This is a genomic window from Paracoccus sediminicola (assembly GCF_027912835.1).
Classification (GTDB): Bacteria; Pseudomonadota; Alphaproteobacteria; order Rhodobacterales; family Rhodobacteraceae; genus Paracoccus; species Paracoccus sediminicola.
This window is the reverse complement of sequence record NZ_CP115768.1, coordinates 1217813-1243488: the sequence shown is the minus strand read 5'-3', so window position 1 is coordinate 1243488 and position 25676 is coordinate 1217813. Positions and strand designations below refer to the sequence as shown.

Annotated in this window: 25 protein-coding genes and 1 pseudogene; 15 read left to right on the top strand and 11 right to left on the bottom strand. The window is 65.8% G+C overall.

Annotation, left to right across the window (positions count from 1 at the left end):
* Positions 1-19 precede the first annotated feature (19 nt).
* The gene (locus tag PAF18_RS06135; protein ID WP_271117723.1) at positions 20-391 is read right to left on the bottom strand and encodes a DUF2237 family protein; all 372 of its coding nucleotides are present in this window, start codon (positions 389-391) and stop codon (positions 20-22) included.
* Between the two features lie 122 nt (positions 392-513).
* Positions 514-1230 (bottom strand): aminoacyl-tRNA hydrolase, encoded by a 717-nt coding sequence (pth, locus tag PAF18_RS06130; RefSeq protein ID WP_271117722.1) that lies wholly within the window; start codon positions 1228-1230, stop codon positions 514-516.
* A gap of 165 nt (positions 1231-1395) precedes the next feature.
* On the opposite strand from pth, the gene PAF18_RS06125 reads away from it, so the two are divergent.
* The 3 genes from PAF18_RS06125 (at position 1396) to PAF18_RS06115 (ending at position 3942) form a co-directional block, all read left to right on the top strand.
* Complete coding sequence (locus PAF18_RS06125; protein WP_271117721.1) at positions 1396-2028, top strand: ATP-dependent Clp protease proteolytic subunit; 633 nt, start codon at positions 1396-1398, stop codon at positions 2026-2028.
* Positions 2029-2156: 128 nt separating this feature from the next.
* On the top strand, positions 2157-3419 hold the full coding sequence (gene clpX, locus PAF18_RS06120) for an ATP-dependent Clp protease ATP-binding subunit ClpX (RefSeq protein WP_271117720.1): 1263 nt from the start codon (positions 2157-2159) through the stop codon (positions 3417-3419).
* Between the two features lie 7 nt (positions 3420-3426).
* Complete coding sequence (locus PAF18_RS06115; RefSeq protein WP_271117719.1) at positions 3427-3942, top strand: phosphatase PAP2 family protein; 516 nt, start codon at positions 3427-3429, stop codon at positions 3940-3942.
* A gap of 2 nt (positions 3943-3944) precedes the next feature.
* Here the strand turns inward: PAF18_RS06115 and PAF18_RS06110 are convergent, their stop codons facing one another.
* From PAF18_RS06110 to PAF18_RS06080, 7 genes are all read right to left on the bottom strand, one after another.
* Entirely contained in the window at positions 3945-4640 is a 696-nt protein-coding gene (locus tag PAF18_RS06110; RefSeq protein WP_271117718.1) for a gamma-glutamylcyclotransferase, read from the bottom strand.
* A gap of 114 nt (positions 4641-4754) precedes the next feature.
* The gene (gene parE / locus PAF18_RS06105) at positions 4755-6722 is read right to left on the bottom strand and encodes a DNA topoisomerase IV subunit B (protein WP_271117717.1); all 1968 of its coding nucleotides are present in this window, start codon (positions 6720-6722) and stop codon (positions 4755-4757) included.
* Positions 6723-6818: 96 nt separating this feature from the next.
* Complete coding sequence (locus PAF18_RS06100) at positions 6819-7199, bottom strand: type II toxin-antitoxin system death-on-curing family toxin (protein WP_271117716.1); 381 nt, start codon at positions 7197-7199, stop codon at positions 6819-6821.
* An 8-nt stretch (positions 7200-7207) separates the two neighbouring features.
* The gene (locus PAF18_RS06095) at positions 7208-7456 is read right to left on the bottom strand and encodes a hypothetical protein (RefSeq protein ID WP_271117715.1); all 249 of its coding nucleotides are present in this window, start codon (positions 7454-7456) and stop codon (positions 7208-7210) included.
* Positions 7457-7511: 55 nt separating this feature from the next.
* Positions 7512-8171, bottom strand: coding sequence for a glutathione S-transferase family protein (locus tag PAF18_RS06090; protein WP_271117714.1), 660 nt, complete (start codon positions 8169-8171; stop codon positions 7512-7514).
* Positions 8172-8283: 112 nt separating this feature from the next.
* Positions 8284-9354: a quinone-dependent dihydroorotate dehydrogenase gene (locus tag PAF18_RS06085; protein WP_271117713.1), complete on the bottom strand. Its 1071-nt coding sequence runs from the start codon at positions 9352-9354 to the stop codon at positions 8284-8286.
* Positions 9351-9686: a DUF952 domain-containing protein gene (locus tag PAF18_RS06080; RefSeq protein WP_271117712.1), complete on the bottom strand. Its 336-nt coding sequence runs from the start codon at positions 9684-9686 to the stop codon at positions 9351-9353. The genes PAF18_RS06085 and PAF18_RS06080 overlap by 4 nt, the downstream gene beginning before the upstream one ends.
* Before the next feature lie 183 nt (positions 9687-9869).
* Here PAF18_RS06080 and PAF18_RS06075 point away from each other — a divergent pair.
* Positions 9870-11471, top strand: a pseudogene (locus PAF18_RS06075) (bifunctional metallophosphatase/5'-nucleotidase); the annotation flags it as partial.
* A gap of 353 nt (positions 11472-11824) precedes the next feature.
* Here the strand turns inward: PAF18_RS06075 and PAF18_RS06070 are convergent.
* Positions 11825-12937: a Hint domain-containing protein gene (locus PAF18_RS06070; RefSeq protein WP_271117711.1), complete on the bottom strand. Its 1113-nt coding sequence runs from the start codon at positions 12935-12937 to the stop codon at positions 11825-11827.
* Between the two features lie 155 nt (positions 12938-13092).
* Here PAF18_RS06070 and PAF18_RS06065 point away from each other — a divergent pair, with 155 nt between their 5' ends.
* The 9 genes from PAF18_RS06065 (at position 13093) to ftsY (ending at position 20594) form a co-directional block, all read left to right on the top strand.
* Positions 13093-13782 (top strand): metal-dependent hydrolase, encoded by a 690-nt coding sequence (locus PAF18_RS06065; protein ID WP_271117710.1) that lies wholly within the window; start codon positions 13093-13095, stop codon positions 13780-13782.
* A gap of 68 nt (positions 13783-13850) precedes the next feature.
* On the top strand, positions 13851-14138 hold the full coding sequence (gatC, locus tag PAF18_RS06060; protein WP_271117709.1) for an Asp-tRNA(Asn)/Glu-tRNA(Gln) amidotransferase subunit GatC: 288 nt from the start codon (positions 13851-13853) through the stop codon (positions 14136-14138).
* A complete protein-coding gene (gene gatA / locus PAF18_RS06055; RefSeq protein WP_271117708.1) occupies positions 14135-15616 on the top strand; it encodes an Asp-tRNA(Asn)/Glu-tRNA(Gln) amidotransferase subunit GatA in 1482 nt (493 codons plus the stop codon). The genes gatC and gatA overlap by 4 nt, the downstream gene beginning before the upstream one ends.
* A gap of 28 nt (positions 15617-15644) precedes the next feature.
* A complete protein-coding gene (locus tag PAF18_RS06050; RefSeq protein ID WP_271117707.1) occupies positions 15645-16367 on the top strand; it encodes a hypothetical protein in 723 nt (240 codons plus the stop codon).
* A gap of 76 nt (positions 16368-16443) precedes the next feature.
* Positions 16444-17109, top strand: a complete 666-nt coding sequence (locus tag PAF18_RS06045) for an N-acetylmuramoyl-L-alanine amidase (protein WP_271117706.1) — start codon at positions 16444-16446, stop codon at positions 17107-17109.
* A 40-nt stretch (positions 17110-17149) separates the two neighbouring features.
* Positions 17150-18526 (top strand): MATE family efflux transporter, encoded by a 1377-nt coding sequence (locus PAF18_RS06040; protein WP_271117705.1) that lies wholly within the window; start codon positions 17150-17152, stop codon positions 18524-18526.
* Between the two features lie 30 nt (positions 18527-18556).
* Positions 18557-18793 (top strand): Lrp/AsnC ligand binding domain-containing protein, encoded by a 237-nt coding sequence (locus tag PAF18_RS06035; protein WP_271117704.1) that lies wholly within the window; start codon positions 18557-18559, stop codon positions 18791-18793.
* 1 nt (position 18794) lies between these two features.
* Positions 18795-19265: an SRPBCC family protein gene (locus PAF18_RS06030; protein ID WP_271117703.1), complete on the top strand. Its 471-nt coding sequence runs from the start codon at positions 18795-18797 to the stop codon at positions 19263-19265.
* 66 nt (positions 19266-19331) lie between these two features.
* Complete coding sequence (ftsY, locus tag PAF18_RS06025) at positions 19332-20594, top strand: signal recognition particle-docking protein FtsY (protein ID WP_271117702.1); 1263 nt, start codon at positions 19332-19334, stop codon at positions 20592-20594.
* Positions 20595-20615: 21 nt separating this feature from the next.
* On the opposite strand, the gene hrpB is transcribed toward ftsY, so the two are convergent.
* Complete coding sequence (gene hrpB, locus PAF18_RS06020; protein WP_271117701.1) at positions 20616-23018, bottom strand: ATP-dependent helicase HrpB; 2403 nt, start codon at positions 23016-23018, stop codon at positions 20616-20618.
* Positions 23019-23142: 124 nt separating this feature from the next.
* Here hrpB and PAF18_RS06015 point away from each other — a divergent pair, with 124 nt between their 5' ends.
* On the top strand, positions 23143-24522 hold the full coding sequence (locus PAF18_RS06015; RefSeq protein WP_271117700.1) for a YcjX family GTP-binding protein: 1380 nt from the start codon (positions 23143-23145) through the stop codon (positions 24520-24522).
* Complete coding sequence (locus tag PAF18_RS06010) at positions 24519-25640, top strand: YcjF family protein (RefSeq protein ID WP_271117699.1); 1122 nt, start codon at positions 24519-24521, stop codon at positions 25638-25640. Before PAF18_RS06015 ends, PAF18_RS06010 begins: the two co-directional genes overlap by 4 nt.
* Positions 25641-25676 lie beyond the last annotated feature (36 nt).

Below are 25676 nucleotides of genomic sequence, written 5' to 3'. Positions count from 1 at the left end.
GGTCTCGTGATGTGTCCGGTTACCGGTTCTCGACGGCGTGGGCGTGCAAAAGTTCCAGCGGGACGACTTCAATTGCCCGTGCATGGGTGGCCTCGAGCACCACTTTCGGCGCCGCATATTCCTGTGCTGCCTGAAGAAACCGTGCCGCGCAGAGGCACCAGCGATCGCCGGGTGTCAGGCCGGAAAAACGGAATTCCGGGCGCGGTGTCGACAGGTCATTGCCCAGATATTTCGACAGGGCCAGGAACTCTGCCGTGACGATGACGCAGACCGTGTGGCTGCCCCGATCCTCGGGGCCGGTGTTGCAGCAGCCGTCGCGATAGAACCCGGTCAGCGGGTCCATCGAGCAGGCCTCGAGCGGGCCGCCCAGAACGTTCAGCGATGGTTCCATGAGCGGGCCTCTCACGCTGGGTGCGGTTGACCTTCAGCCTCACGCTTTCGCGCGGTGGTGTAAAGGGTGCGAACACCGGGCGCAGGGCCGGATGACGCGACGCGCCGGACGAATGTATGGTCTCAGCGAAACCGGCTGGCGAGGGATTGCAGCTTGTCGGCGAAGCTTTGTGGCTGGTCCGGTTCGGCCGCGCGATCCGCCGGGGCCGCAGACGCTTTCTCTGACGGTGTCGCGGGCGATCCGGTTGCGCGGTGTGAGGGTTCAGCGCGCCCCGGGTTGACCCGCAACGCCACCTTGTTCTGAAACCCCGGCGCATCGTCCGCTGCCAGAGCCTCCGCCCCGTCCGAGATGCCGCGCAGAAGATCGTCCAGCCAGGCCGCATCTGCCTTGGCGAAATCCGAGAGCACATAGGGCGCGACCCTGTCCTTGTGGCCCGGATGTCCGATCCCCAGCCGAACCCGCTGATACGCCTCGCCGATATGCTGATGAATCGAGCGCAGCCCGTTATGCCCGGCATGCCCGCCGCCGGTTTTCACGCGGCACTTGCCGGGCGCAAGGTCCAGCTCGTCATGAAAGACGATGACGTCACCCGGGCCGAGCTTGAGATAGCGCATCGCCTCGCCCACCGACTGACCGGAGAGATTCATGAAGGTGCCGGGTTTCAGCAGCGCCACCCGCTCATCGCCAAGCCGGCCTTCGGTCATCTGCCCCTGCAACCGCGCGCGCCACGTTCCGAAACCGTGATCCTCCGCGATGCGGTCCACGGCCATGAAGCCGATATTATGGCGATTTCCGGCGTATTTCGGTCCCGGATTGCCAAGCCCCACGATCAGTTTCATTTCGGCTCCTTCAGGCGATCTCTTTCAAATGCTTCGCATCCCTTGCGGATGAGATCGGGCGTTACTAAGACTCTGTCAACCTTTGGTAGGTAGAAGACCGCTCTGACACGAGGTCCCTTGCGTCCTCGACTCGACAGGGCAGAGGCAATCGGGCAAGGAAGATTGATGAGCGATCCGGCAGAACACTACATGAATACGCTCGTCCCCATGGTGGTCGAACAGACCTCGCGCGGGGAACGGGCCTACGATATTTTCTCGCGGCTGCTGAAGGAGCGGATCATCTTCGTTTCGGGGCCGGTGCATGACGGCATGTCGACGCTGATCTGCGCGCAGCTTCTGTTCCTTGAGGCGGAAAACCCGTCCAAGGAAATCTCGATGTATATCAACAGCCCCGGCGGCGTGGTAACCTCGGGGCTGTCGATCTATGACACGATGCAGTATATCCGCCCGCGCGTCTCGACGCTGGTGATCGGGCAGGCGTCTTCGATGGGATCGCTGCTGCTCTGCGCGGGCGAAAAGGGCCAGCGTTACGCGCTGCCCAACAGTCGCATCATGGTTCACCAGCCCTCGGGTGGGTTCCAGGGCCAGGCGACCGACATCCTGATCCATGCGCGCGAGACCGAAAAGCTCAAGCAGCGCCTGAACGAAATCTATGTGCACCATACCGGACAGACGCTGAAAGCCGTCGAGGAGGCGCTCGAGCGTGATCGCTTCATGTCGCCCGAAGAGGCGAAGGAATGGGGGCTCATCGACGAAGTGCTGAGCCCGCGCGGCAAGGCCGATCCCGAATCGAAGTGATCCGGCGCCGGGCCAAGTGCCCGGCGATGCGGTTTGGGGATTGAGACATGGGGGCAGCACCCCTAACATGGGCCGACCAAATCTGGGGGTGCCCGCAGGGCTCGCCCGCCCAGGACTAAGGACGAAGCATGGCGACTGAGACCGACAGCAAGAACACGCTCTATTGCAGCTTTTGCGGCAAGAGCCAGCACGAGGTCCGCAAGCTGATCGCGGGGCCGACCGTGTTCATCTGCGACGAATGCGTCGAGCTGTGCATGGACATCATCCGGGAGGAGACGAAATCCTCCGGGCTGAAATCCGGTGAAGGCGTGCCCAGCCCGCAGGAAATCTGTCAGGTGCTGGACGATTACGTGATCGGACAGGAACGCGCCAAGCGGGTGCTCTCGGTCGCTGTGCATAACCACTACAAGCGGCTGAACCACGGCGCAAAGTCGGATATCGAGCTTGCGAAATCCAACATCCTGCTGATCGGCCCGACGGGTTGCGGCAAGACGCTTTTGGCCCAGACGCTGGCGCGGATTCTCGATGTGCCCTTTACCATGGCCGATGCCACCACGCTGACCGAGGCCGGCTATGTCGGCGAGGATGTGGAAAACATCATCCTGAAGCTGCTTCAGGCGTCGGAATATAACGTCGAACGCGCGCAGCGCGGCATCGTTTATATCGACGAAGTCGACAAGATCACCCGCAAATCCGACAACCCCTCGATCACCCGCGATGTGTCGGGCGAGGGTGTGCAGCAGGCGCTGCTGAAAATCATGGAGGGCACGGTTGCCAGCGTGCCGCCGCAGGGCGGTCGCAAGCATCCGCAGCAGGAATTCCTGCAGGTCGACACGACCAATATCCTGTTTGTCTGCGGCGGTGCCTTCGCCGGGCTGGACCGGATCATCGCGCAGCGCAACAAGGGCACTGCGATGGGCTTTGGTGCCGAGGTCAAGGAGAACGACGACCGCGGCGTCGGCGACATGTTCAAGGAACTCGAACCCGAGGATCTGCTGAAATTCGGTCTGATCCCGGAATTCGTCGGCCGCCTGCCGGTGATCGCGACGCTGACCGATCTGGACGAGGATGCGCTGATCACCATCCTGACCAAGCCGAAAAATGCGCTGGTGAAACAATATCAGCGGCTCTTCGATCTCGAGGATGTGTCGCTGACCTTCACCGATGACGCGCTCACGGCCATTGCGCGCCGTGCCATCAAGCGCAAGACCGGCGCGCGCGGGCTGCGCTCGATCATGGAAGACATCCTTCTCGACACGATGTTCGACCTGCCGGGTCTGCAAAGCGTCGAAGAGGTCGTGGTCAATGAAGAGGCGGTCGATAATGCCTCTGCCAAACCGCTGATCATCCATGCCGATCAGAAAAAGGAAACGGCGAAGACAGCGGGCTGACGCGCCGATGCGGCTTGCCTCGCTCAGCGCCATTGCCGGGATCGCCGCGCTCGGCGCTGCCCCGCTGCCCGCCAATGCCGATCCTTTCGAGCAATTCGGAACGGGTATGAAATATGCCCTTCCGCTGGCCGCGGCGGTCTGCGCCGAGCGTGAGGACCGGCTCGAGGATTTCGCCGTTCGCGGCCTTTCCCATGTCGCGGTGACCTATGTGATGAAGCGCGCGCTAGACGGCAGGCCGATCTCGCTGCGCCCGAATGGCGAGGGGCTCGGCTTCCCCTCGGGCCACAGCGCAGCGGCGTTTTTCGGCGCCGCGGATCTCGCCGGAAAATGCTTCGAAGACAATACCGCTGCGGGCGCCGCCGCCTATGGCACCGCCGGACTCGCGGCATGGAGCAGGGTGCAGGCCCGCGCCCATAATCCGCACCAGGTCATGGCCGGTGCATTGATCGGGTTCAGCTTCGGCGCGGCGGATTTCGGCATCGGAACAGACGGCGCCAGTTTTTCCATCGGGCTCGGTTTCTGATCTTACTCCGGCTGGCCGGTCCAGCTGTCGATTTCCGCGGCGACCCGCGCCTGAAGCTCCCAGATATAGGGATCGACGATCCCCGCCTCGCGCAGCCCGCGCGCGGTGCGCAGCAGATACTCCGCGCCCGAACCCGCCGGGCCGCAGGCCCGCGCCAGCCGCATCGCCTGTTCCGCGATCGTCAGATCGGCCAGATCCGTATCGACGGGCCCGGCATAGAAGGTCAGCGCTTCGCTGCGCCCCTGAGCCGTCTCGACCTCGATCCAAGAGGCGTTGCGCGACAATTCATGGGCCACAAGCTCGCGCCGTAGGATCGAACGCAGCGACTCGCGTTCCGTCCCCGGAGCGATTTCCAGCACCAGCCCCTCGCAGCGGCCGCCCCGGGCCAGGGCCAGCATCAGGCCAAGCTGCGCGGGCGAGCCGCGGAAATGGTCCAGAGAGATATTGAACTGCCGGTGCCAGCCAAGCGCCGTGGCGCGGGTCCGGCGGTGCACGGCGAAATCCGGGTTCCAGATCAGCGATCCATAGGCGAAGATCGGGATGGGCCGCTGCCTTCCCCTGGTCAGCCGCGCCGCGATGGCGTCGAGGTCACGGTCCTCCAGCAAATGCCATTCCAGCCTGTGCCGCGCGCCCACGATCTGACGCGTGGCGCGGCGGACATGGTCATCGGTCAGCGAAAGCGGCGGGGCGGTCGTCACGATCAGGATACTCGGCAAGGCAGATTGAGTTGGCAAAGGCAGGTGGCGATCATTACGCGCATCGCGGACCGGGCTGGCGATACATTGCCCGGCGCTCACCCATCGCGGCGGCGATCAGACATCCAGCCCGTCATCCTCGACGAAGCGGGCGTTTTCCTGGATATACTGAAAGCGCAGCTCGGGCTTCTTGCCCATCAGCCGCTCGACCAGATCGCCGGTTTCGCCAGCGGCGTCATCATCGATGCTCACCCGGATCAGCTTGCGCGTCCTGGGGTTCATCGTGGTTTCTTTCAGATCCTTCGCATCCATCTCGCCCAGACCCTTGAAGCGCTGCACGTCGATCTTGCCGCGCCCGCCAAGTCCCTTGGCCATCATCGCCTCTTTTTCGGCCTCATCGGCGACATAGACCCGCTCCGAGCCCTGGGTCAGCCGGTAGAGCGGCGGGCAGGCGAGATAGAGATGCCCCTTGTCGATCAGCGGCCGCATCTGGGTGAAGAAGAACGTCATCAGCAGCGAGGCGATATGCGCGCCATCCACATCGGCATCGGTCATGATGATGATCTTGTCATAGCGCAGATCATCCACGTTGAACTTCGTGCCCATCCCGACGCCGAGCGCCTGACAGAGATCGTTGATCTCCTGGTTCGAACCCAGCTTGCCCGAGGCCGCGCCCAGCACGTTCAGGATCTTGCCCTTCAGCGGCAGGAGCGCCTGCGTATTGCGGTCGCGTGCCTGCTTGGCCGAGCCGCCGGCCGAGTCCCCTTCGACGATGAAGATCTCGGTCCCGGCGCGGTTCTTGGCACTGCAATCGACCAGCTTGCCGGGCAGGCGCAGCTTTTGCGTCGCGGTCTTGCGCTGCGTTTCCTTTTCCTGACGGCGGCGCAGCCGTTCCTCGGCGCGCAGGATCAGGAAGTCGAGGATCGCGCCCGCCGATTTCGGATCGCTGGCCAGCCAGTTGTCGAAATGGTCGCGCACCGCGCCTTCGACCAGCCTCTGCGCCTCGGTCGTGGCCAGCCGGTCCTTAGTCTGGCCGACGAATTCCGGTTCGCGGATGAAGCAGGACACAAGCGCGCAGCCGCCGGTGATCAGATCTTCGCGGGTGATCTGGGCGGCCTTCTTGTTGTTGGCGAGTTCGCCGTAAGCGCGGACCCCTTTCAGGATCGCGGCCCAGAACCCGGCCTCATGCGTGCCGCCCTCGGGCGTGGGGACGGTGTTGCAATAGGACTGGATGAAGCCGTCACGCGACGGCGTCCAGTTGATCGCCCAATCGACCTTGCCGGGAACGCCGAAACGTTCCTTGAAATCGACATTGCCCGAGAACGGACGGTCGGCATAGGTGGTCACACCATCCAGCGTCTCGGTCAGATAATCGGCGAGGCCGCCGGGAAAGTGGAACGTGGCCTCGAGCGGGGTTTCGCCATCGTCGATCTCGGATTTCCAGCGGATTTCGACGCCGGAGAACAGATAGGCCTTGGATTTCACCATCTTCAGCAGCCGCGCGGGCTTGAAACGGTGATGGCCGAAGATTTCCTCATCGGCATGGAAGGTGACGGTGGTGCCGCGCCGGTTCGGGGCCGCGCCGATCTTTTCCGCCGGGCCCTGCGGGATCCCGCGCGAAAAGCTCTGCTCGAACAGCTCCTTATTGCGCGCCACCTGCACCACGAGCCGGTCCGACAGCGCGTTGACCACCGAGGCCCCGACGCCGTGCAACCCGCCCGAAGTCTGATAGGCATCGCCCGAGAATTTCCCGCCCGCATGGAGCGTGCAGAGGATCACCTCAAGCGCGGATTTGCCGGGGAATTTCGGATGCGGATCGATCGGGATGCCGCGCCCGTTATCGCGAATAGTGACGCTGTAATCTGCGTGCAGTTCGACCTCGATACGGGTGGCATGGCCCGCGACGGCTTCGTCCATCGAGTTGTCGAGGATCTCTGCGACCAGATGGTGCAGCGCGCGTTCATCGGTGCCGCCGATATACATGCCGGGACGTTTGCGCACCGGCTCCAGCCCCTCCAGCACCTCGATCGAGGCGGCGGAATAGCTGGTGTCCTCCGTCGTGGTGGGGAATAGGTCGTCGGCCATGCTCTGCTCGCTTTTGGTTTCCGCGCTTATCTCATGAAGCGGGCTGTCTCGGCAAGGCTTTGTGGCGCCGAGACGGCCCGCCGCAAGGGGTAGCGGTCAGCGATGGGCGCGCAGCCATTCCGCCAGATCGCCATCGTCGATCCGGCCCTGAGCGAGGGCGATGATCTTGTCGCCGATCACCTCCGGCGCGACATCCGGTTCCCGCGCGCCATTCATGTCCAGAACGATCTGCATCACGCGATAGGCGGTCCGCTTGTTCGCGTCGTTGAAGCAATGCCCTTGCGAGATCGCCTTGGCATAGACCGCGACGAGCCCGAAAACATCCTCGACCATGCCATAGGCGAGACGGTTCTCGACTCGGGCAAGCATGCCTTCCAGCGACTTGTCGCGCGCCATGCCGGCAAGCTCGCCAGGGTTCAGCACGGCATCGTGGATCATCTCGACCATATCGGGCGAGGGCAGCAGCCATTCGCGCATCCGGTCGCTCACTTGTCGCGCAGGTAATCCAGCACCGGCTGCGCTTGCGCCTCGGTGCGCTGCAGCGCCTCCATCACCTCTTCGCGCGTGGCATATCGGTGCGGCGCCGTCTCGGTCGCCTCTTCCGGCACCAGATAGCCCACCAACTGCGAGTTCTTCAGGATCGCCACCGGCTTGCCGCCCGAGCGTTCGAGCACCTTATGCGGCTCGCGCAGCTCGGTCATGGTGCAGATATGGTTGGTCAGCAGACGGGTCATGCGGTGTCCTTTCCATCGGACGATACATTGCATGATGAAATGTGTATTTCAATGTCTATTCCGGCTCGGACAGCCGCGCCTCCCACATCTTCTGAAATGCCGGGCGGGCCTGCGCATCGGCCAGCCATTGCGCGATGCCGGGGAACTGGTCCATCAGCGGCGCATAGCCCTGCGCATATCGGATCGTTTCGGCCATGTTGATATCGGCGACGGTAAAACGTCCCGCAACAAGCTGGCCCTGACTGGCGACGCGATCCTCGATCACACGGAACGGTCGGATCAGCCGCTCGGCGGCATTGGCGATGAGGGCCTGATCGTCGCCGCTCTGCGCCGATCCGCGCCCGTGCAGGAACAGCAGGGTCAGCGCATCCGGCTCGACCGCGGTTGCGGCGTAGAAGCTCCACTGCATCATCAGCGCGTCCTCGGCGGCGTCGGAGGGGCCGAGCGGGGCGCTGTGTTTGCGGGCGAGATAAAGCGTGATCGCATAGGATTCCGACAGAACCAGCCCGTCATCCTCGATCACCGGGATCGCCCCGGCCGGGGCGATGCGGCGAAAGGCAGGGCTGTCGGTGTTCAGCGGCGCCTCAGCCGCTTCGGGGTCGGCCACGCGATAGGCCTGGATGACGGGCTCTTGCCGGAAGGGCAGGCCGATCTCATGGCAGAGCCAGATGATGCGCGACGCGCGGGACCGGGTGACACCGTGAATGGTCAGCATGAAGAACTCCGCCAGAATATCGCGGATCAGGTTAGGCGGAAACGAGGCAGGGGGGAATTGCGAAATGCGCCGAAAGCCTCGGCCGATCCACCGGCCGGTCAGGCGCGCTGCCTCAGCGGGCGCGCGCCCATTCCTCTGCGCCGGTGCCGGTGAGTTCCGACAGGCTCGCCAGACCCTCGCGCTCGGCCCGCTGATCGAGCCCGCGGGCAATCTCGGCGGCGCGCGAAAACCCATGATAGATCAACGCTGTATAAAGCTGCACCGCGCTCGCCCCGGCGCGGATCTTCTGCCAGGCATCCTCGACGCTGTTGATGCCGCCAACGCCGATCAGCGGCACATGCCCGCCGGTCATCCGGTAAATCTGCGCCAGAACCCGCGTCGAGCGTGCGAAAAGCGGCCGCCCGGACATCCCGCCCGGCTGGGCCGATTGCGGGTCGGTCACGCCATCGCGTGACAGCGTGGTATTGGTCGCGATGATCGCGTCCACCCCGACCGATTTCGCCACATTGGCCAGATCGGCGAGCGCGTTCTCATCGAGATCGGGCGCGATCTTGAGAAACACGGGCCGCCGCACCGGCAGCGAATCGCGCGCCGCCATCACGCCTTTCAACAGCGCGGCAAGCGCCTCGGCGCCCTGAAGCTCGCGCAGGCGTTCGGTATTGGGCGAAGAGACATTCACGGTCAGGAAATCTGCGGTCTCGCCGGCCACTCGGACCACCTCGGCGAAATCGGCCGCGCGGTCCTCGCTGTCGCGATTGGCGCCGATATTCAGCCCGACCGGGACGCCCGCCGGACGCGCCGCGAGACGTTGTGCAATCACCGCGGCACCTTCGTTGTTGAAGCCGAAACGGTTGATGATCGCCTCGCTGCCGCTCAGCCGGAAGAGGCGGGGCTTGTCATTTCCGGTCTGCGGACGCGGTGTCGCCGCGCCGCATTCGATAAAGCCGAAACCCGCCCGCATCAGCGCCGCGCAGGCGCGGCCGTTCTTGTCATAACCCGCTGCCAGCCCGACCGGGTTGGGAAGATCCATCCCCGCCAGCCGCGTCCGCAGGCGCGGCGAGCTGACCGGCGCGCCCGGCATCGGCACCAGCCCGCGCGACAGCGCCGCGATGGACAGATCATGCGCCCGCTCGGGCTCCATCCGGTGCAGCGCCTCCACGCCGATCCGCTCGATGATCCTCATGGCGCGACCCCCGTCTCGTGGCCATCCGGGCCGAGCGGCAAAGCCCGCCACCAGGCGACATCCGCCAGAGAAAGCGCCCGATAGAGATGCGGGAACAGAAGCCCGCCGCGCGATTCTTCCCATGTCAGCTTGGCGCCCAGCGCGTCGGCCTCGCAGGCGATCAGCCACAGACCGTCCTCGCCGGCAAAATGCTTGTCGAGCGTCTCCTGAAGGGTCTCGGCGGTGGAGAAATGGATGTAACCGTCAGCCAGATCCACCGGCGCGCCTTCGGTGGCGCCGTCACGCTGGAAATCACGCCATTCGGCGTCTCGGAGGACCTTGTAGACAAGCATGGCGCGTATCTGTGCCGATGCGCCGGCGGGGTCAAGCCCCGGATTGACCCGACGCCAACCGGACCACCGTCACAACGCCGTCGTGTTGACCGGCTATGCGATGAACGTTTGACGCATCCCGGAGCACGCGCCAATGTGTCGAGATTGTGACGTTTGCATGACGTCCCTGCCAAGGAGAGTTCCATGACCAAGTCCCGCCTGATGGCCACTGCTGCCACGCTCGCCCTGACCGCGGGTGCGGCGCAGGCCGAAACCAAGCTGCATATCCTGCACACCAACGATTTTCACAGCCGCATCGAGGCGATCAACAAATATGATTCGACCTGCGATGACGAAACCGAGGCGGCGGGCGAATGCTTTGGCGGCACCGCGCGGCTGGCCACCAAGATCGCCGAGCTGCGCGCTCAGTATGAAGAGGCCGGCGAACCGGTTCTGCTGCTCGATGGCGGCGACCAGTTCCAGGGCAGCCTGTTCTACACCACTTATAAGGGCGAGGCCGCGGCCGAGTTCATGAACCGGCTCGGCTATGACGCGATGGCGGTCGGCAACCATGAATTCGACGATGGCCCCGAGGCGGTCTCGGCGCTGATCGACGCCGCCGAATTCCCCGTGCTTTCTGCCAATATCGACGCCAGCCAGTCGAACATTCTGGCCGACAAGCTGAAGGGTTCGGCCGTGATCGAGCTCGGCGGAGAGCGTATCGGCATCGTCGGCGGCACCACCATCGACACGCCCGAGATCAGCTCTCCCGGCGATGCGCTGATCTTCCAGAGCCAGGTCGACGGGATCGCCGCCGATGTCGAAGAGATGACCGCTGAGGGCATCGACAAGATCATCGCCGTCACCCATATCGGATTTCAGGGCGAGCAAGAGATCGCGGCCAACGTTCCCGGTCTCGACGCGGTTGTCGGCGGCCACACCAACACCTTCCTGTCGAACACCGATGACAGTGCCGAGGGGCCTTACCCGTTCATGGTCGATGGCGCCGATGGCGTTCAGGTGCCGGTCGTGCAGGCTTATGCCTATGGCAAATATCTGGGCCATCTGACCCTGACCTTCGACGATAACGGCGTCGTCACCGCCGCCGAGGGCGAGCCGATTCTGATCGACGGCTCGATCGAGCCCGATCCGCAGATCACCGCCCGCATCGAAGAGCTGGGCGCGCCCATCGCCGAGATGCAGGAGGAGATCGTCGCCGAGACCGCCTCGCCGATCAATGCCGACCGCGCCGATTGCCGGTTCCGCGAATGCGCGATGGGCTCGCTGGTGGCCGATGCGATGCTGGCCCGCGTCGCCGATCAGGGCATTCAGATCGCGATTCAGAATGGCGGCGGTCTTCGCGCCTCGATCGATGCCGGGCCGATCTCGATGGGCGAGGTGATTTCCGTGCTGCCGTTCCAGAATACGCTCTCGACCTTCATGCTGAAGGGCGGCGATGTCGTGGCGGCGCTGGAAAACGGAGCCAGCGCCTTTGAAGAGGAGGGCGGCCGCTTCTCGCAGGTCGCGGGTCTTCGATACACCGTCGATCCCTCGGCCGAGATTGGCCAACGGATCAGCGATGTGCAGGTGATGACCGACGGGGAATGGGGTCCGATCGACAGCCAGGCCGAATATGGCGTCGTCTCGAACAACTATATGCGCGGCGGCGGGGACGGTTACGACATGTTCGCGACCAATGGAACGAAAGCCTATGATTTCGGCCCGGATCTCGCCGATGTGCTGGCGGAATATCTGGCCGAGCAGGGGCCTGACTTCACCGCTGAAACCGATGGCCGGATCACCGTGATCGGGGAAGAGGCCGGGGCGGATGCGGGCGAAGGCAGCGCCGCAGACGATGCCGCCGAAAGCGAAGAGACCCCCGCCGAAGGCGAAGCCTCTTCTGCCGAAAGCACCGCATCCGATGACAGCGCCGAAGCCGAAACTTCGGGCAGCGACGACGCGACGGAATCGGCAGAGCCCGGCTCGGAAGAGGCTGGCACTGACGACGCCGCCGACGACGTCACCGAAGAGGCCGAGGACAGCGCTAGCACCGACGACGCTGCGCAAAGCGCCGAGACCGAGGGCGACAGCGCCCAGTAACTACCGGCGCCATGACATGACCCGGTCCGCCGCGCGGGCCGGGTCTTTTCATGCCAGTCTCAGGAATCGCAGCGATAGAGCGCCGCATTGCAGCTCATGTGACGTCGGATCAGCGCCCGGCTCTGCCGCCCGTCGAGGAACTGCCGCGCGCCGGGGCGCAGCGGCGCATCCTGCGCGAAAAGCTCGGGAAACAGCGCCCGGATCTCACGCCGCGCTCCGGCCGGCACCGATTTGAGCGCCTGCGGACCGGTATAGAGCGACTCGGTCCAACAGCCATTCGAGCTGAGGATCTCATGCCGATCGAACAGGAGATGGTGATAGCTTACCCCGCAGGCCGGGTTTGTGACCGAGACGCCGGGCAGCGCACAAAGATGTTTTGCCGCCACCAGCGTCTCATCGCTGCCGGCAAGATCGCGCGCGAGCCGGGAACGGATCAGCACCCGATGCTGCGGCGACAAGGTCAGATCCTGCGCCGGACAGCCCGGACCGAGCGCGCCGGCCCGTATCCGCACCGGACGCAGATTCGGCGCGATGTCCAGATGCCGCGCGCTCAGCTGCCGCCCGCCTGCCCACAGGACGGGCCGGATGCCGCGATCCCTTGTAACCACCCGATCGCCCGCCCGGATCGTCTCGACCGGGCGCGGACCCAGAGCGGTGTCGATCAGCGTGCCGGAGGCGAAACAGGGCGCGGAGAGATAGCCAGGCGGGATGCTGACCGGCTCCATCCGGAGTGGATTCCGGATGTTAGGACTACTGTAATCATAAATGCCTTTCGGATCGAATGGCGGACTGCCTTCCTTGGGAATGATCAACACCGTGGTGTTGTCGCCGAAATCGTTAGGCTCGACATCTCTCTTTCCGGCGGTGACTGGGAAAAAGGCATAGTAAAGCTGTTTCGTGTCGACATTTACCAAAGTCGACGCTCTGTGAACGTGATAAGTGAGGATCGTCCCCTCCGGCAGGATCTCACCGCCCAGCTCCACCTCTTTCAGCAGCGCCTGCCCGGACGGTTTGAAGCGAGATGTGACGTTGAAAATATTATACTCATCGTCGAGATAGATGAGCGTCTCCTTCGCGTCTGCGAAGGAAATGCCCTCAGCCTTCAAGAAGGGCCGGTTATGCTTCTCAATCAAAGGTGTATCGAATGTATAGGCATTGATCTGATAAGCCATGCTGGCCAGTTCCCCGCGGCTGAAAACTTTTGCGCCAACCAAGCCAAAATTCCTTAACGTCAGGTTAACCCTGTCGCGGAAACTTGCGCGCGGCGGTTTTGAAACGCGGGCGGCGATGCTAGCCTCGTTGCAGATAACAGATGGAGGAACTCAGGATGCGTTTGAGCTGGATCGGCCATGCAAGCTGGCGACTGGAAATCGGAGAGGCGGTGATCCTCATCGACCCCTGGCTGGAGAACAACCCGGTGTTTCCGCAGGACAAGCGGGACGCGGCACTGAAGGGCGCGACCCATATTCTGATCACCCACGGTCATTTCGACCACGCCTCCGAAGCGGTCGGGATCGCGAAAGAGCTGGGCATTCCCGTGGCCGGAATCTTCGATCTGATGGGTGTCTGGGAAGAACAGCACGGCATCGAAACGATCGGCTTCAACAAGGGCGGCACCGTCGATCTGGCCGGGGTCAAGGTGACCATGGTCAATGCGACGCATTCTTCTTCGATGGCGGGCGAGGACGGCATGCCGGTCTATGCGGGCCACGAATCCGGCTATATGATCGAAGGCGAGGGCAGGACGATCTATTTCTCGGGCGATACGGACATTATGGCCGACATGGAATGGATGGGGGATCTGCACAAACCCGATATCGGCATTCTCTGCGTGGGCGGGCACTTCACCATGGACCCGGCGCGGGCGGCCTATGCGGCGAAGCGCTGGTTCGATTTCAAGACTGTCATATGCTCCCATTACCGCAGCTTCGACTTCCTGTTCCCCGACACCGCGCCGCTCAAGGCACTCGACGCGAAGCTGATCGAGCCCGAGGTGATGGTGCCCTTCGAACCCTGAGCGTTCCGGCCGCGCTTGCAGCCTGTTGCGGGCGCGGCTAAACCCGGCGCCAGATTAAAGGAGCTTCCATGTCGATCACTGAAGACGAGGCGCGCAAGGTCGCCCATCTGGCCCGGATCGCGGTCGAGGAGTCGCATCTTCCCGCGCTCGCGACAGAGCTGAACTCCATCCTGCATTTCATGGAGCAGCTGAACGAGGTCGATGTCGAGGGCGTCGAACCGATGACCGGCGTCACGCCGATGCGTCTCAAGCGCCGCGAAGATGTCGTCACCGATGGCGGCCAGCCCGACAAGGTGCTGGCCAATGCGCCCGATGCCCGCGAGGGGTTCTTTGCCGTGCCGAAGGTGGTCGAATGAGCGATCTGAACCAGTTGACCATCGCCGAGGCCCGCGACGCGATGCGCGCGGGCAAGCTCAGCTCATCCGAGCTGACCGAGGCCTGCCTGAATGCGATCGAGGGCGCCTCGGTGCTCAACGCCTTTGTCCACGACACCGCCGATCTTGCGCGGGAAATGGCCAAGGTCGCCGATCAGCGCATCCGGGCCGGCGACGGCGCGGCGATGACCGGGATCCCGCTGGGTGTGAAGGATCTGTTCTGCACCCGTGGCGTGCCGACCCAGGCCGCGAGCCGCATTCTCGAGGGCTTCAACCCGCCATATGAATCGACGGTGACGCAGAATCTCTGGGATGCGGGCGCGGTGATGCTGGGCAAGCTGAATATGGACGAATTCGCGATGGGTTCCTCCAATGAAACCAGCGTCTACGGCAAGGCGGTGAACCCGTGGAAGACCGATGGGCGCGAGCTGACGCCCGGCGGTTCCTCTGGCGGGTCGGCGGCGGCGGTGGCGGCGGATCTGTGCCTTGCCGCGACCGGCACCGATACCGGCGGTTCCATCCGCCAGCCTGCGGCCTTCACCGGCACGGTGGGGCTGAAGCCGACCTATGGCCGGATCAGCCGCTGGGGCACGATCGCCTTCGCCTCGTCGCTGGATCAGGCCGGGCCAATGACCAAGACGGTGCGCGACGCGGCGATCATGCTGGGCGCGATGGCGTCGGTCGACGACAAGGATTCCACCTGCGCCGAGATCGCGGTCCCGGATTATGAGGCCGCGCTCACCGGGGATATTCGTGGCAAGAAGATCGGCATCCCGCGGGAATACCGCATGGATGGGCTGTCGGATGAAATCGACGCGCTCTGGCAGAAAGGCGCTGACATGCTGCGCGATGCCGGGGCCGAGATTGTCGAGATCAGCCTGCCGCATACGAAATACGCGCTGCCAGCCTATTACGTGATCGCCCCGGCCGAAGCATCGTCGAATCTCGCCCGCTATGACGGGGTGCGTTATGGCCACCGCGCGGCGCTGGCGCAGGGCGACGGCATCGTCGAGATGTATGAAAAGACCCGCGCCGAGGGCTTCGGACCCGAGGTGCAGCGCCGGGTGATGATCGGCACCTATGTGCTGTCGGCGGGGTTCTATGACGCCTATTACAACCGTGCCCGTCGCGTCCGCGCGCTGATCAAGCGCGATTTCGATCAGGCATACGCGGAGGGCGTCGATGCGATCCTGACCCCGGCCACGCCCTCGGCCGCCTTCGGCCTGGGCGATATGGCCGAAAAGGACCCGGTCGAGATGTATCTCAACGATGTGTTCACAGTGACCGTGAACCTCGCCGGCCTGCCGGGGATATCGGTGCCGGTCGGGCTGGACGCTCAGGGGCTGCCGCTCGGGCTGCAACTGATCGGGCGGCCTTTCGAGGAGGGCGATCTGCTCAACCATGCCTATGCGCTTGAACGCGCGGCAGGTTTCGCTTCCAAACCGGATCGCTGGTGGTAAGGTGACGGCAATCGACGGAGGGCACGGTATGAGGAACGCTGCAATTTTCATGGCTTGTGCCCTCGGGCTGTCGGGCTGCATCGAGGGCAGCCGCACGCTGGACGATCCGAAATACGAACTCGAGGGCGGCACGCCTTACGGCGAGTATCTGCTGGCGCGCGAGGCCGCTCTGACTGGCGAGGGGCCGGTTCCGCAGGTGATTCCGCGCGCCCGCCCCTTCAAGGCGCCCACCGCCGAAGAGATCGCGGGCCCGACCTTCTGGCAGATCGTCGAGCGTGACACCGCCAAGCTGACCGCGCGCACCACCGCCTCGGTGACCGGGCGGCCCGCCTATGTCGAAACCTCCGAAGGTCAGCCCGATATTCTGGCGCGGCCCGCGCGTGGCCGTGTGGTCATCGGCGGCGGAGGCGGCGGCTATTACTACGACCCCGAGACCGGGCAGCGCCTGGACAGTTCTTCGGTCGAGGTGCGCCCGGCCACGCCGCAGGCGGCCCGCGCCACGCAGACCGATGCGCTCACCCGCTATGCGCTGACCCAGCGCCACGCGCCCGGCACCGCCGCCTTCACCCGCGACGGAGGCTCTGCCGCGACGGCTGCGCGGGCCTGTGCGCGGATGCCGAACCCGGAGGCGGCGCAGCTCATGTTCCTCACCGCGGGCGGCCCGCAGGCAGATCCTTACGGCATGGACCCGGACGGCGATGGCTTCGTCTGCGGCTGGGACCCCGCGCCCTACCGCATCGCCCGGCTTTGAGCGCGGCACGAGCCCGGCTCACCCTGGTCGAAATATCCCGGGGTGAGGCCCGGCACGGGCCGAGGGGCAGCGCCCCTTGACGACCGTGCCGTCATCGTTCCCAAGCCCGAACCACGGCGAGCGGCGCGACGGCGCGCGTCCCGCGCTGATCGTGATCCACTATACGGGCATGGGCGATTGCGCTTCGGCCCGCGCCCGGCTCTGCGATCCGGCGGCAGAGGTCAGCGCGCATTGGCTCATCGACGAGGATGGGACCAGCGAGGCGCTCATTCCCGAGGACCGCCGCGCCTGGCATGCCGGGGCCGGGGCCTGGCAGGGGCGAGAGGATGTGAATTCGCGATCTGTCGGGATCGAGCTTGCCAATCCCGGAAACCGTCCCTTCGCCGCCGCGCAGATGGACGCGCTCGATGATCTGCTGCGCGGAATCATGGATCGCTGGTCCATCAGCCCTGCCGGGGTGATCGGCCATTCCGACCTGGCGCCGGGGCGGAAATTCGATCCCGGCCCGCGCTTTGATTGGGCGCGGCTGGCGCGGCAGGGGCTGGCGCTGCATCCCGATGCGCCGGGCGCGGATCTGCCGCTGCAAGACAGTCTCAGCCGCATCGGCTATCCCGAAACCGGCCCCGAGACCCGGCTGGCCGCTTTTCGCCTGCGCTTCCGCCCCCGCGCCACCGGACCGGAAACCGAGGCCGACCGGCGCATCGCCGCTGCCGCTGCGGCGCTGTTTGACGAGACGGTCTGAGCCTCTTGCCTCTGGCGTGAGGCAGGGCTAATCGCCCGGCATGGATCACGCCCGTTATCGCCCCCATCTGATTGCGACGCTGTCGCTCGGCCTGCCGCTTGTCGGCGGGCATCTGGCGCGTATGGGCATCAACATCATCGACACGGTGATGATCGGGAAATACGGGGTCGAAGAACTCGCCGCGCTGATCCTCGCAACCTCCGTGCTGTTCATTCTGATCATGCTCGGTTCGGGCTACGGGATCGGGGTGATGGGGCTGCTGGCCACCGCCAATGCCCGCGAGGACAATACCGAGGTGCGCCGCGCCACCCGGATGGCGCTGTGGCTGTCGGCGTTCCATTCCCTGCTCATCATGCCGGTGCTGTGGTTTTCCGAACCGATCCTGCTGGCGCTCGGACAGGCCGATCTGGTCTCGGAATTGTCGCAGCAATATCTGCGCATCGCGGGCTGGGGCGCGGCGGCGACGCTGTGGGCGATGGTGCTGAATTCCTATCTCGCCGCGATGGAGCGGACGCAGGTCGTGCTGTGGCTGACCGTGGCCGGGATTCCGCTGAACATCTTCCTCAACTGGATGTTCATCTTCGGCAATCTGGGCGCGCCGGAACTGGGCGTGCGCGGTGCGGCGATTGCATCGATCTTCACACAATATCTGACGCTGCTGGCGATCCTGGCCTATGCGCTCTGGCTGCCGCAGGCCCGGCCGATCAACCTCATGCAGCGTTTCTGGCGCCCCGACTGGCCGGCCTTCCGGGCGATTTTCCGGCTTGGCCTGCCGGTCGGGCTGACATTGGTGGCCGAGGTCGGGATGTTCGTCGGCACCAATATCATGATGGGTTGGTTCGGCACAAAGGAACTCGCCGCGCATGGCATCGCGCTGCAACTCGCCTCGATCGCCTTCATGTTCCATCTTGGCATGTCGAATGCCGGCACGATCCGTGCCGGACGGGCGCGGGGGCTTGGCGATGCGCAGATGCTGCGCGATGCGAGCGCCACGGTGATCTGGCTGTCGGTCGCGTTCGCGCTGCTGACCGGTCTGCTGTTCATCTTCCTGCCTCAGCCGATGATTGCGCTGTATCTCAAACCCGGAGACCCGGACGCAGCCGAGATCATGCGCATCGCTGTCGGGCTGATGTTCTGGGCGGCGCTGTTCCAGCTTGTCGATGCGCTTCAGGTGCAGGGGCTGGGTCTGTTGCGCGGGGTGCAGGACACGCGGGTGCCGATGTGGCTGGCCGCGATCTCCTATTGGGTGGTCGGCCTGCCTGCGGCCTATCTGTTCGCCTTCCCGCTGGGGATCGGCCCGTCGGGGTTGTGGATCGGGCTGATGGCGGGGCTCGGCGTCGCCTCGGTGCTGATGCTGCGCCGTTTCTATGGCGGGCTGGCGCGCGGGGACTGGACCCGCGAGGCGACGGCGCGCTAATCTTGCCGCGCAATCACAAAGAGGCCCCATATGCGCCCCGTATTCGTGCAGTTCCGCTGCGTCCCCGGCCGGACCTATGCCGTCGCCGATGCGATCTATGACCGCGAGATCGTGTCCGAGCTGTATTCCACCTCGGGCGAGTACGATCTCATGGCGAAGGTCTATATCCCCGAGGACGAGGATGTCGGGCGCTATCTGAGCGAGAACCTGTTCGACATTGACGGGATCATGCGCACGCTGACCACCATGACGTTCAAGGCGTTCTGAGATGACCACAGAGACACGCCGCGAGGGTATCGACCTTGTCCTGACCCGTCACTATGCCGCGCCGCCCGAGGCGTTGTGGAAGGCGTGGACAACGCCCGAATTGCTGGTCCGGTGGTTTGCCCCCGATCCGGTGAGGGTGCCAGAGGCGGTGATCGAGCCGCATCCCGGCGGGCGGTTTCAGGTCACCATGCTGCTGCCCGATGGCAGCGAGATATCAAGCCCCGGCTGCGTGCTTCTGGCTGAGGAAAACCGCAGGCTCATCTTTACCGACGCGCTCGACCCCGGTTTCCGCCCCGGCGCAGAGCCCTTCATGACGGCCGAGATCAGCTTCGAGCCCGAAGATGGCGGCACGCGCTATACGGCGAAGGTGCTGCATCACGGCGCCGAGGCTTGCGACCGTCACGAGCAGATGGGCTTCCATGAAGGCTGGGCGGCGGTGGCCGAGCAGCTTGCGAAGATCGTCGAGCGCTGAGCGCGCGCCCCTTTCCCTTCGCGCCCCGAAGGCTTAGGTTCCGGGACGAAATCCTGGGGTGTGCCTATGTCATTTTTTTCGAAGCTGCGCGAGCGGCTGACCAAATCATCCTCGAAGATCGGGCAGGGCCTCGACGATCTGGTCGCAGAAGGCTCGCCCGAGCCGGAACGCGGTGCAGAACATGGCGCGCCCGATGCGCCGCCGCAGGATGATGCCGGGCGCAGCGCGCCGCCACCCCCGACGCCCGAGCCGCCCGAGGCGGTGCTGCCGACACCGGAGCCGCCCAGGCCTGCACCGCCCAGACCAGAGCCGCCCAAACCAGAACCGCCGAAGCCCGAACCGCCCGCCGCGCCTCTCGGCGCAAGGCCCGGCGCGACGCCCCAGCCGATTCCTATGCCCAGTGCTGCGCCGGAACCACCCGCAGCGGGGGCAGAGACCGAAAAGCGGCCGGGCTTCATGGGCCGGATCTTCGGCGGCAAGCAAGCCGCCCCGGCCGAGCCGCGGCGCGAGCTTGATGACGAAATGCTCGAGGATCTCGAGGATACGCTCGTCGCCGCCGATATGGGTGTGGACACGGCGCTGCGCGTCACCGCGAATATCGCCGAAGGGCGCATGGGCCGGCGGGTCTCGGCCACGGAACTCAAGACGCTGCTGTCGAATGAGATCACCCGCATCATGACCCCGGTCGCCAAGCCTCTGCCGATCTATCCGAAGACCCCTCAGGTGGTGCTCGTGGTCGGGGTGAACGGTTCGGGCAAGACCACGACCATCGGCAAGCTTGCCAGCCAGTTCAAGGCGGCGGGCAAGCATGTGGTGATCGCGGCGGGCGACACGTTCCGCGCCGCGGCGGTGGAACAATTGCAGGTCTGGGGGCAGCGCGCCGGCGTGCCGGTGATGACCGCGCCCGAGGGGTCGGACCCCGCGAGCCTTGCCTTTGACGCCATGACGAAGGCCGAGGCAGAGGGCGCGGATCTGCTGATGATCGACACGGCGGGGCGCTTGCAGAACCGCGCCGATCTGATGGAAGAACTTGCCAAGATCGTCCGCGTCATCCGCAAGAAGGACCCCTCTGCGCCGCATAACACGCTTCTGGTGCTGGATGCGACGACCGGGCAGAACGCGCTGTCGCAGGTCGAAACCTTCCGCAAGCTTGCCGATGTGTCGGGGTTGGTGATGACCAAGCTGGACGGCACGGCGCGGGGCGGGGTGCTGGTGGCGCTTGCCGACCGGTTCGGGCTGCCGATCCACGCCATCGGGGTGGGCGAACAGATCGACGATCTCGACGCGTTCGAGCCCGAGGAGTTTGCCCGCGCCCTTGTCGGGTTGTGATCCTGGCCTGATCGCGCCGGCTCAGCGCCCGCGCGGCTTGGCGCGCAAAGTCGGATCGGCCTCGGTCGGGTCCTCGGGCCAAGGGTGCTTGGGATAGCGCCCGCGCATTTCCTTGCGCACCTCGGCATAGGAACCGGCCCAGAACCCCGGCAGATCTGTCGTCACCGCAATGGGTTTCTGACCCGGCGACAGCAAGCTGATCCGCAGGGGCTGGCCCCCGACTGTCGGATGCGCGGTCACCCCGAACAGCTCTTGCAGTCGCAGCTCGACCGAAGGCGTCTCGGCATCGTAATCGATCGGCACCTGACGGCCCAGAGGCGTGGTGTATTGCGCCGGGGCCAGCCGGTTCAGGGCCTGCTGCCCCTCCCATCCCAGCAGGTTCATCAGCGGCTGGGTCAGATCCAGCGAGCGCAGATCGCCGCGATTCCGGACCTTGCCCAGAAACGGCATCAGCCAGTCGCCATTCGCGAGCAGGCCCTCATCCGAGACATCCGGCCCATCCTGCATCAGCCGGATCCGCGCCCGCAGCCGCGCGGCTTTCGGGGTCCAGAACAGCCCTTCGGTCTGCACGCCCTGCCACGCCGCCTGCGCCAGCGCCGTCTCGTCCGGCGCGTCCAGATTGCGCTCGGCCAGTGTCAGCGCCCCCAGCTTTTCGCGCTCACGGGCGAGGATGCGGCCCTGCCGCGGCTCCCACTCCACGGCCTCTACCGTCTCGATGCGGTCTGCGAAGAGGTCGCGCAACTCGGCCTCGGTGACCGGCAGCGCCAGACGGATACGGGATTCGCGGCCCGTGCCGTCCAGATCGGTGACGACGATCAGCCGTTCGGCCGCGAGGCTGTCGCCCTCGGGCAGCACCGCGCCGCGCCCGCCGGACAGAAGATAGCGCGGCTGATCCCCCGCCCGCCGCAGCCCGATCCGGTCGGGATAGGCAAGTGCCGCCATCGCGCCGGGCGACATGGCGGGCCGATCCTGCGTCAGCCGCCGCAGCCGCCCGGCCTCTTGCCTGACCCGCTCCAACGCGCCGCGCGCGGCACCGTGCCGCGCCGGTTCGCGCAGCGCCCGCAGACGCAGCGCCAGATCCGCGCCGACACCGCGCAGCGGGTCGCGATCCTCGATCAGCGCCGCCAGATCGGCCGCCTGTCGCCCCGCCACCGCCAGCATATGCGCGAGGCGCGGATGGACGGGCAGCGCCGCCAGATCGCGCCCATGCGGGGTGATCCGGTCCTGCGCATCAAGCGCGCCCAGATCGCGCAGCAGCGCCCGCGCCTCGGCCATCGCGGCCTCTGGCGGTGGGGTCAGAAAGGCCAGATCGGTGCCATCGCTGCCCCAATTCGCCAGTTCCAGTGCCAGCCCGGTCAGATCGGCCACGGCGATTTCCGGAGGCGCGTATTCAGGCAGCGCGCCTTCCTCGGCCCGCGCCCACATGCGATAGCAGATGCCGGGCGCGACGCGGCCTGCGCGGCCCCGGCGCTGTTCAGCCTCGGCGCGGGAGAGCTTTTCGGTCACCAGCCGCGACATGCCCGAGCCAGGATCGAACCGCGCCCGCCGCGCCCGGCCGCCATCGACCACCACCCGCACGCCGGGAATGGTCAGCGAGGTCTCCGCGATCGCCGTCGCCAGCACGATGCGCCGCGTCTCGCCCGGCGGCGCAAGCGCGGCCCGCTGCGCCTTGAAATCCATGGCTCCGTAAAGCGGCGCGATCTCGACCGGCAGATCCGAGAGGCTGGCGGCGACGCGCCGGATCTCGCCCTCGCCGGGAAGGAAGACGAGGATCGTGCCGCCGGGCTCGTCGCGGGTTTCCGCTTCGGCCTGTGCAATCAGCTTCGCGGCCTCCAGATCGAAACGCGCATCTCCGCGCAGCGGGCGGGGCAGGTAACGCGTCTCGACGGGATAGGCGCGGCCCATGCTTTCGACCACCGGCGCGTCATTCAGCAGCGCGGCGACCGGGCCGGCATCGAGTGTCGCCGACATGACCAGAATCGCCAGGTCCAAGCGCAGCGCGCCGCGCGATTCCCAGGTCAGCGCCAGTCCCAGATCGGCATTCAGGCTGCGCTCGTGAAACTCGTCGAAGATCACGCAGCCGATCCCCTCCAGCGAGGGGTCCGATTGCAGCATCCGGGTCAGGATGCCCTCGGTCACTACCTCGATGCGCTTGCCCGCCACGGCCTCGCCCCGGATGCGAAAGCCAACATCGCCGCCGACGCGCTGCCCCAGCCCCTCGGCCAGCCGCTCGGCGGCGGCGCGGGCGGCGAGGCGGCGCGGCTCCAGCATCACGATCCGGCCCGCGATCTGATCCATCAGCGACAAGGGCACCCGAGTCGTCTTGCCCGCACCGGGCGGCGCGATCAGCACGGCGCGGCCATGTTCCGCCATGGCGCGGCGCAGGGCGGGCAGGGCGTCGTCGATGGGAAGGCGGTCGCTCATGCCCCGCCTTATCGCCCGGCGCGGCCAGCCCTGCCAGCGGAAATGCTTGAACCGCGCCGCGTTGCGCCCGATATGAAACTCTGCGCCGGGGCAGGGGGTTAACCGGGAAACATATGGCGGGCAGATGGGACTTTCCGATTTCACAGATGGGCTGATGCGCGGCATCGGCATGGGCGATCCGGTCATCCGGCTGGGCGTCACCGGGCTGAGCCGCGCCGGCAAGACGGTGTTCATCACCTCGCTGGTGGCGAATCTCATGGATCGCGGGCGGATGACTGCGCTGCGCGCCGCTGCGGACGGCTCGATCCGTTCGGCATGGCTGCAACCCCAGCCCGACGACACGGTGCCGCGCTTCGAATTCGAGCGCTATCTCGGCGCGCTGACCGGTCCCGAGCCCTACTGGCCCGACGGCACCCGCCATATTTCGCAGCTGCGCCTCTCGCTGCGGGTGCAGCCAAAGGGGATGCTCGGGGGGTTGCGCGGCCAGCAGACCGTGCATCTGGACATTGTCGATTACCCCGGCGAATGGCTTTTGGACCTGCGCCTGATGGAGCGCAGCTATGATGAATGGTCCGAAGAGGTGCTGGCCCGGATGGCCGGGCGTCCCGGCGCGGATGCCTATCTCGCGGCGCTGAACGAGGTCGATCTTTCGGCGAAGTTTTCTGAATCGACGGCGCAGCGTCTTGCCGCCAGCTATACCGAACATCTCAATATCGCCCGAGAAGCCGGGTTTTCGGACTGCACGCCCGGCCGCTTCATCCTGCCCGGAGAGATGGCGGGATCTCCGGCGCTGACCTTTGCGCCGATGCCGCCTTTCGAGGGGAAGTCGCCGCTGCGCCGGGAATTCGCGCGGCGTTATGACGCCTATAAATCGCGCATCGTGAAGCCGTTCTTCCGCAACCATTTCGCCAAGATCGACCGGCAGGTGGTGCTGGCCGATGTGCTGGGCGCGATCCATGCCGGTCCGCAGGCGCTTGAGGATCTGCGCCGGGCGATGGCGGATATCCTGTCCGCCTTCAATCCGGGGCGCACGGGGTGGCTGGCGCAGCTTCTGGGGCTGCGACGGGTGGACCGGATCCTGTTTGCCGCGACCAAGGCCGACCATCTGCATCACAGCCAGCATCAGCGCCTGACCCGTATCGTCACCGCGCTGCTGCGCGAGGCGCGCGACCGCGCTGATTTCGCCGGGGCCCGGACCGAGGCGATTGCGATTGCCGCGCTGCGCGCTACCACCGAGGATGTGATCCGGCAGGATGGGGAAGAGCTTCCCGCCGTGCGTGGCACGCTGATGGACGGGCGCAAGGCGGCCTTTTATCCCGGCGAGCTTCCCGAGGATCCCGCGGCGCTGCTGACCCCGGCTCGTCAGGGCGAGACAGAATGGCTGGATGGAGACTATGCGATCATGAATTTCCGCCCCGCCGCCGATACCGCCCGCCACGGCGATGGCCCGCCGCATATCAGGCTCGACCGGGCCGCCGAGTTTCTGATCGGAGACCGGCTATGACCGAACGACGCCGGCAGGGCCCGGTTCTGATCGAACTGGATGAGGATCAGCCTCAGGCGCAGCAACGCCGCGCCGGTCCAAGATCCGCGCCGAGGGACGATCAGGGGCAGGGTGATGCCAACCCCGCCGATGCGCCCCCCATCGAGGATCGGGTCTCGGCCCTGCCGCGCCCGCGCACGATGGAGCTGGTGACACGGCTTGCCGGGCGCGGCCCGTCGAAGCTGACGCGGTTTTTCTTCAATACCGGCGTGGCGCTGTTCACCTTTCTGATCTCGGTCTCGGCGCTGAACTATATCAGCGGGTTGATGGAGAGATGGCCGGTGCTCGGCTGGATCGGGGTGGGGTTGTTTGCACTGTTCACCGTGGCCGTGCTGGCGATGGCCTGGCGCGAATACAGGGCCTGGGGCCGATTCGCCCAGATCGACCATATCCATCGCGAGGCCGGGCTGGCGCTTTCGAAATCCGATCTCGAGGGCGCGCGGCAGGTGGCGGCGCAGCTTGACAGGATCTATGCCGAGCGCCCGGAAATGAAATGGGGTCGCGCCAATATGGCCGAGCGTGGGCGGGATGCGCTCGATGCGAAAACCCTGCTGATGCTGGCCGAGACCCAGCTCATGGCGCCTCTGGATCAGGAGGCGCGGCGCGAGATCGAGGCGGCGAGCCGCACCGTCGCCACCGCCACCGCGCTGATCCCGCTGACATTCGCCGATGTGGCGGCGGCGCTGCTGGCCAATCTGCGGATGATCCGGCGCATGGCCGAGATCTATGGCGGCCGTGCGGGGGCGGTGGGCGGCTGGCGGCTGGCGCGCACCGTGATGACCCATCTGGTGGCGACCGGCGCGGTCGCCGCGGGGGACGATCTGATCCACACCGTTGCCGGGGGCGGGATGCTGTCGAAGCTCTCACGCCGCTTCGGCGAGGGGATCGTGAACGGCGCGCTGACCGCCCGCGTCGGCATCGCCGCGATGGAGGTTTGCCGCCCGCTGCCCTTCATCGCGCAGCCGCGGCCGAAAGTCGGCAATCTCGTGTCGCGCGGCCTGGCCGGGCTTTTCGGCAGCGGCAAGGACGATCCGGTCGCCGCCGCCTCTTCCGACGGCAGCGGCCGCGGCGCCTCTTGAACCGGGGCGCGCGGCTCGTTACCTTGGGGATAACTT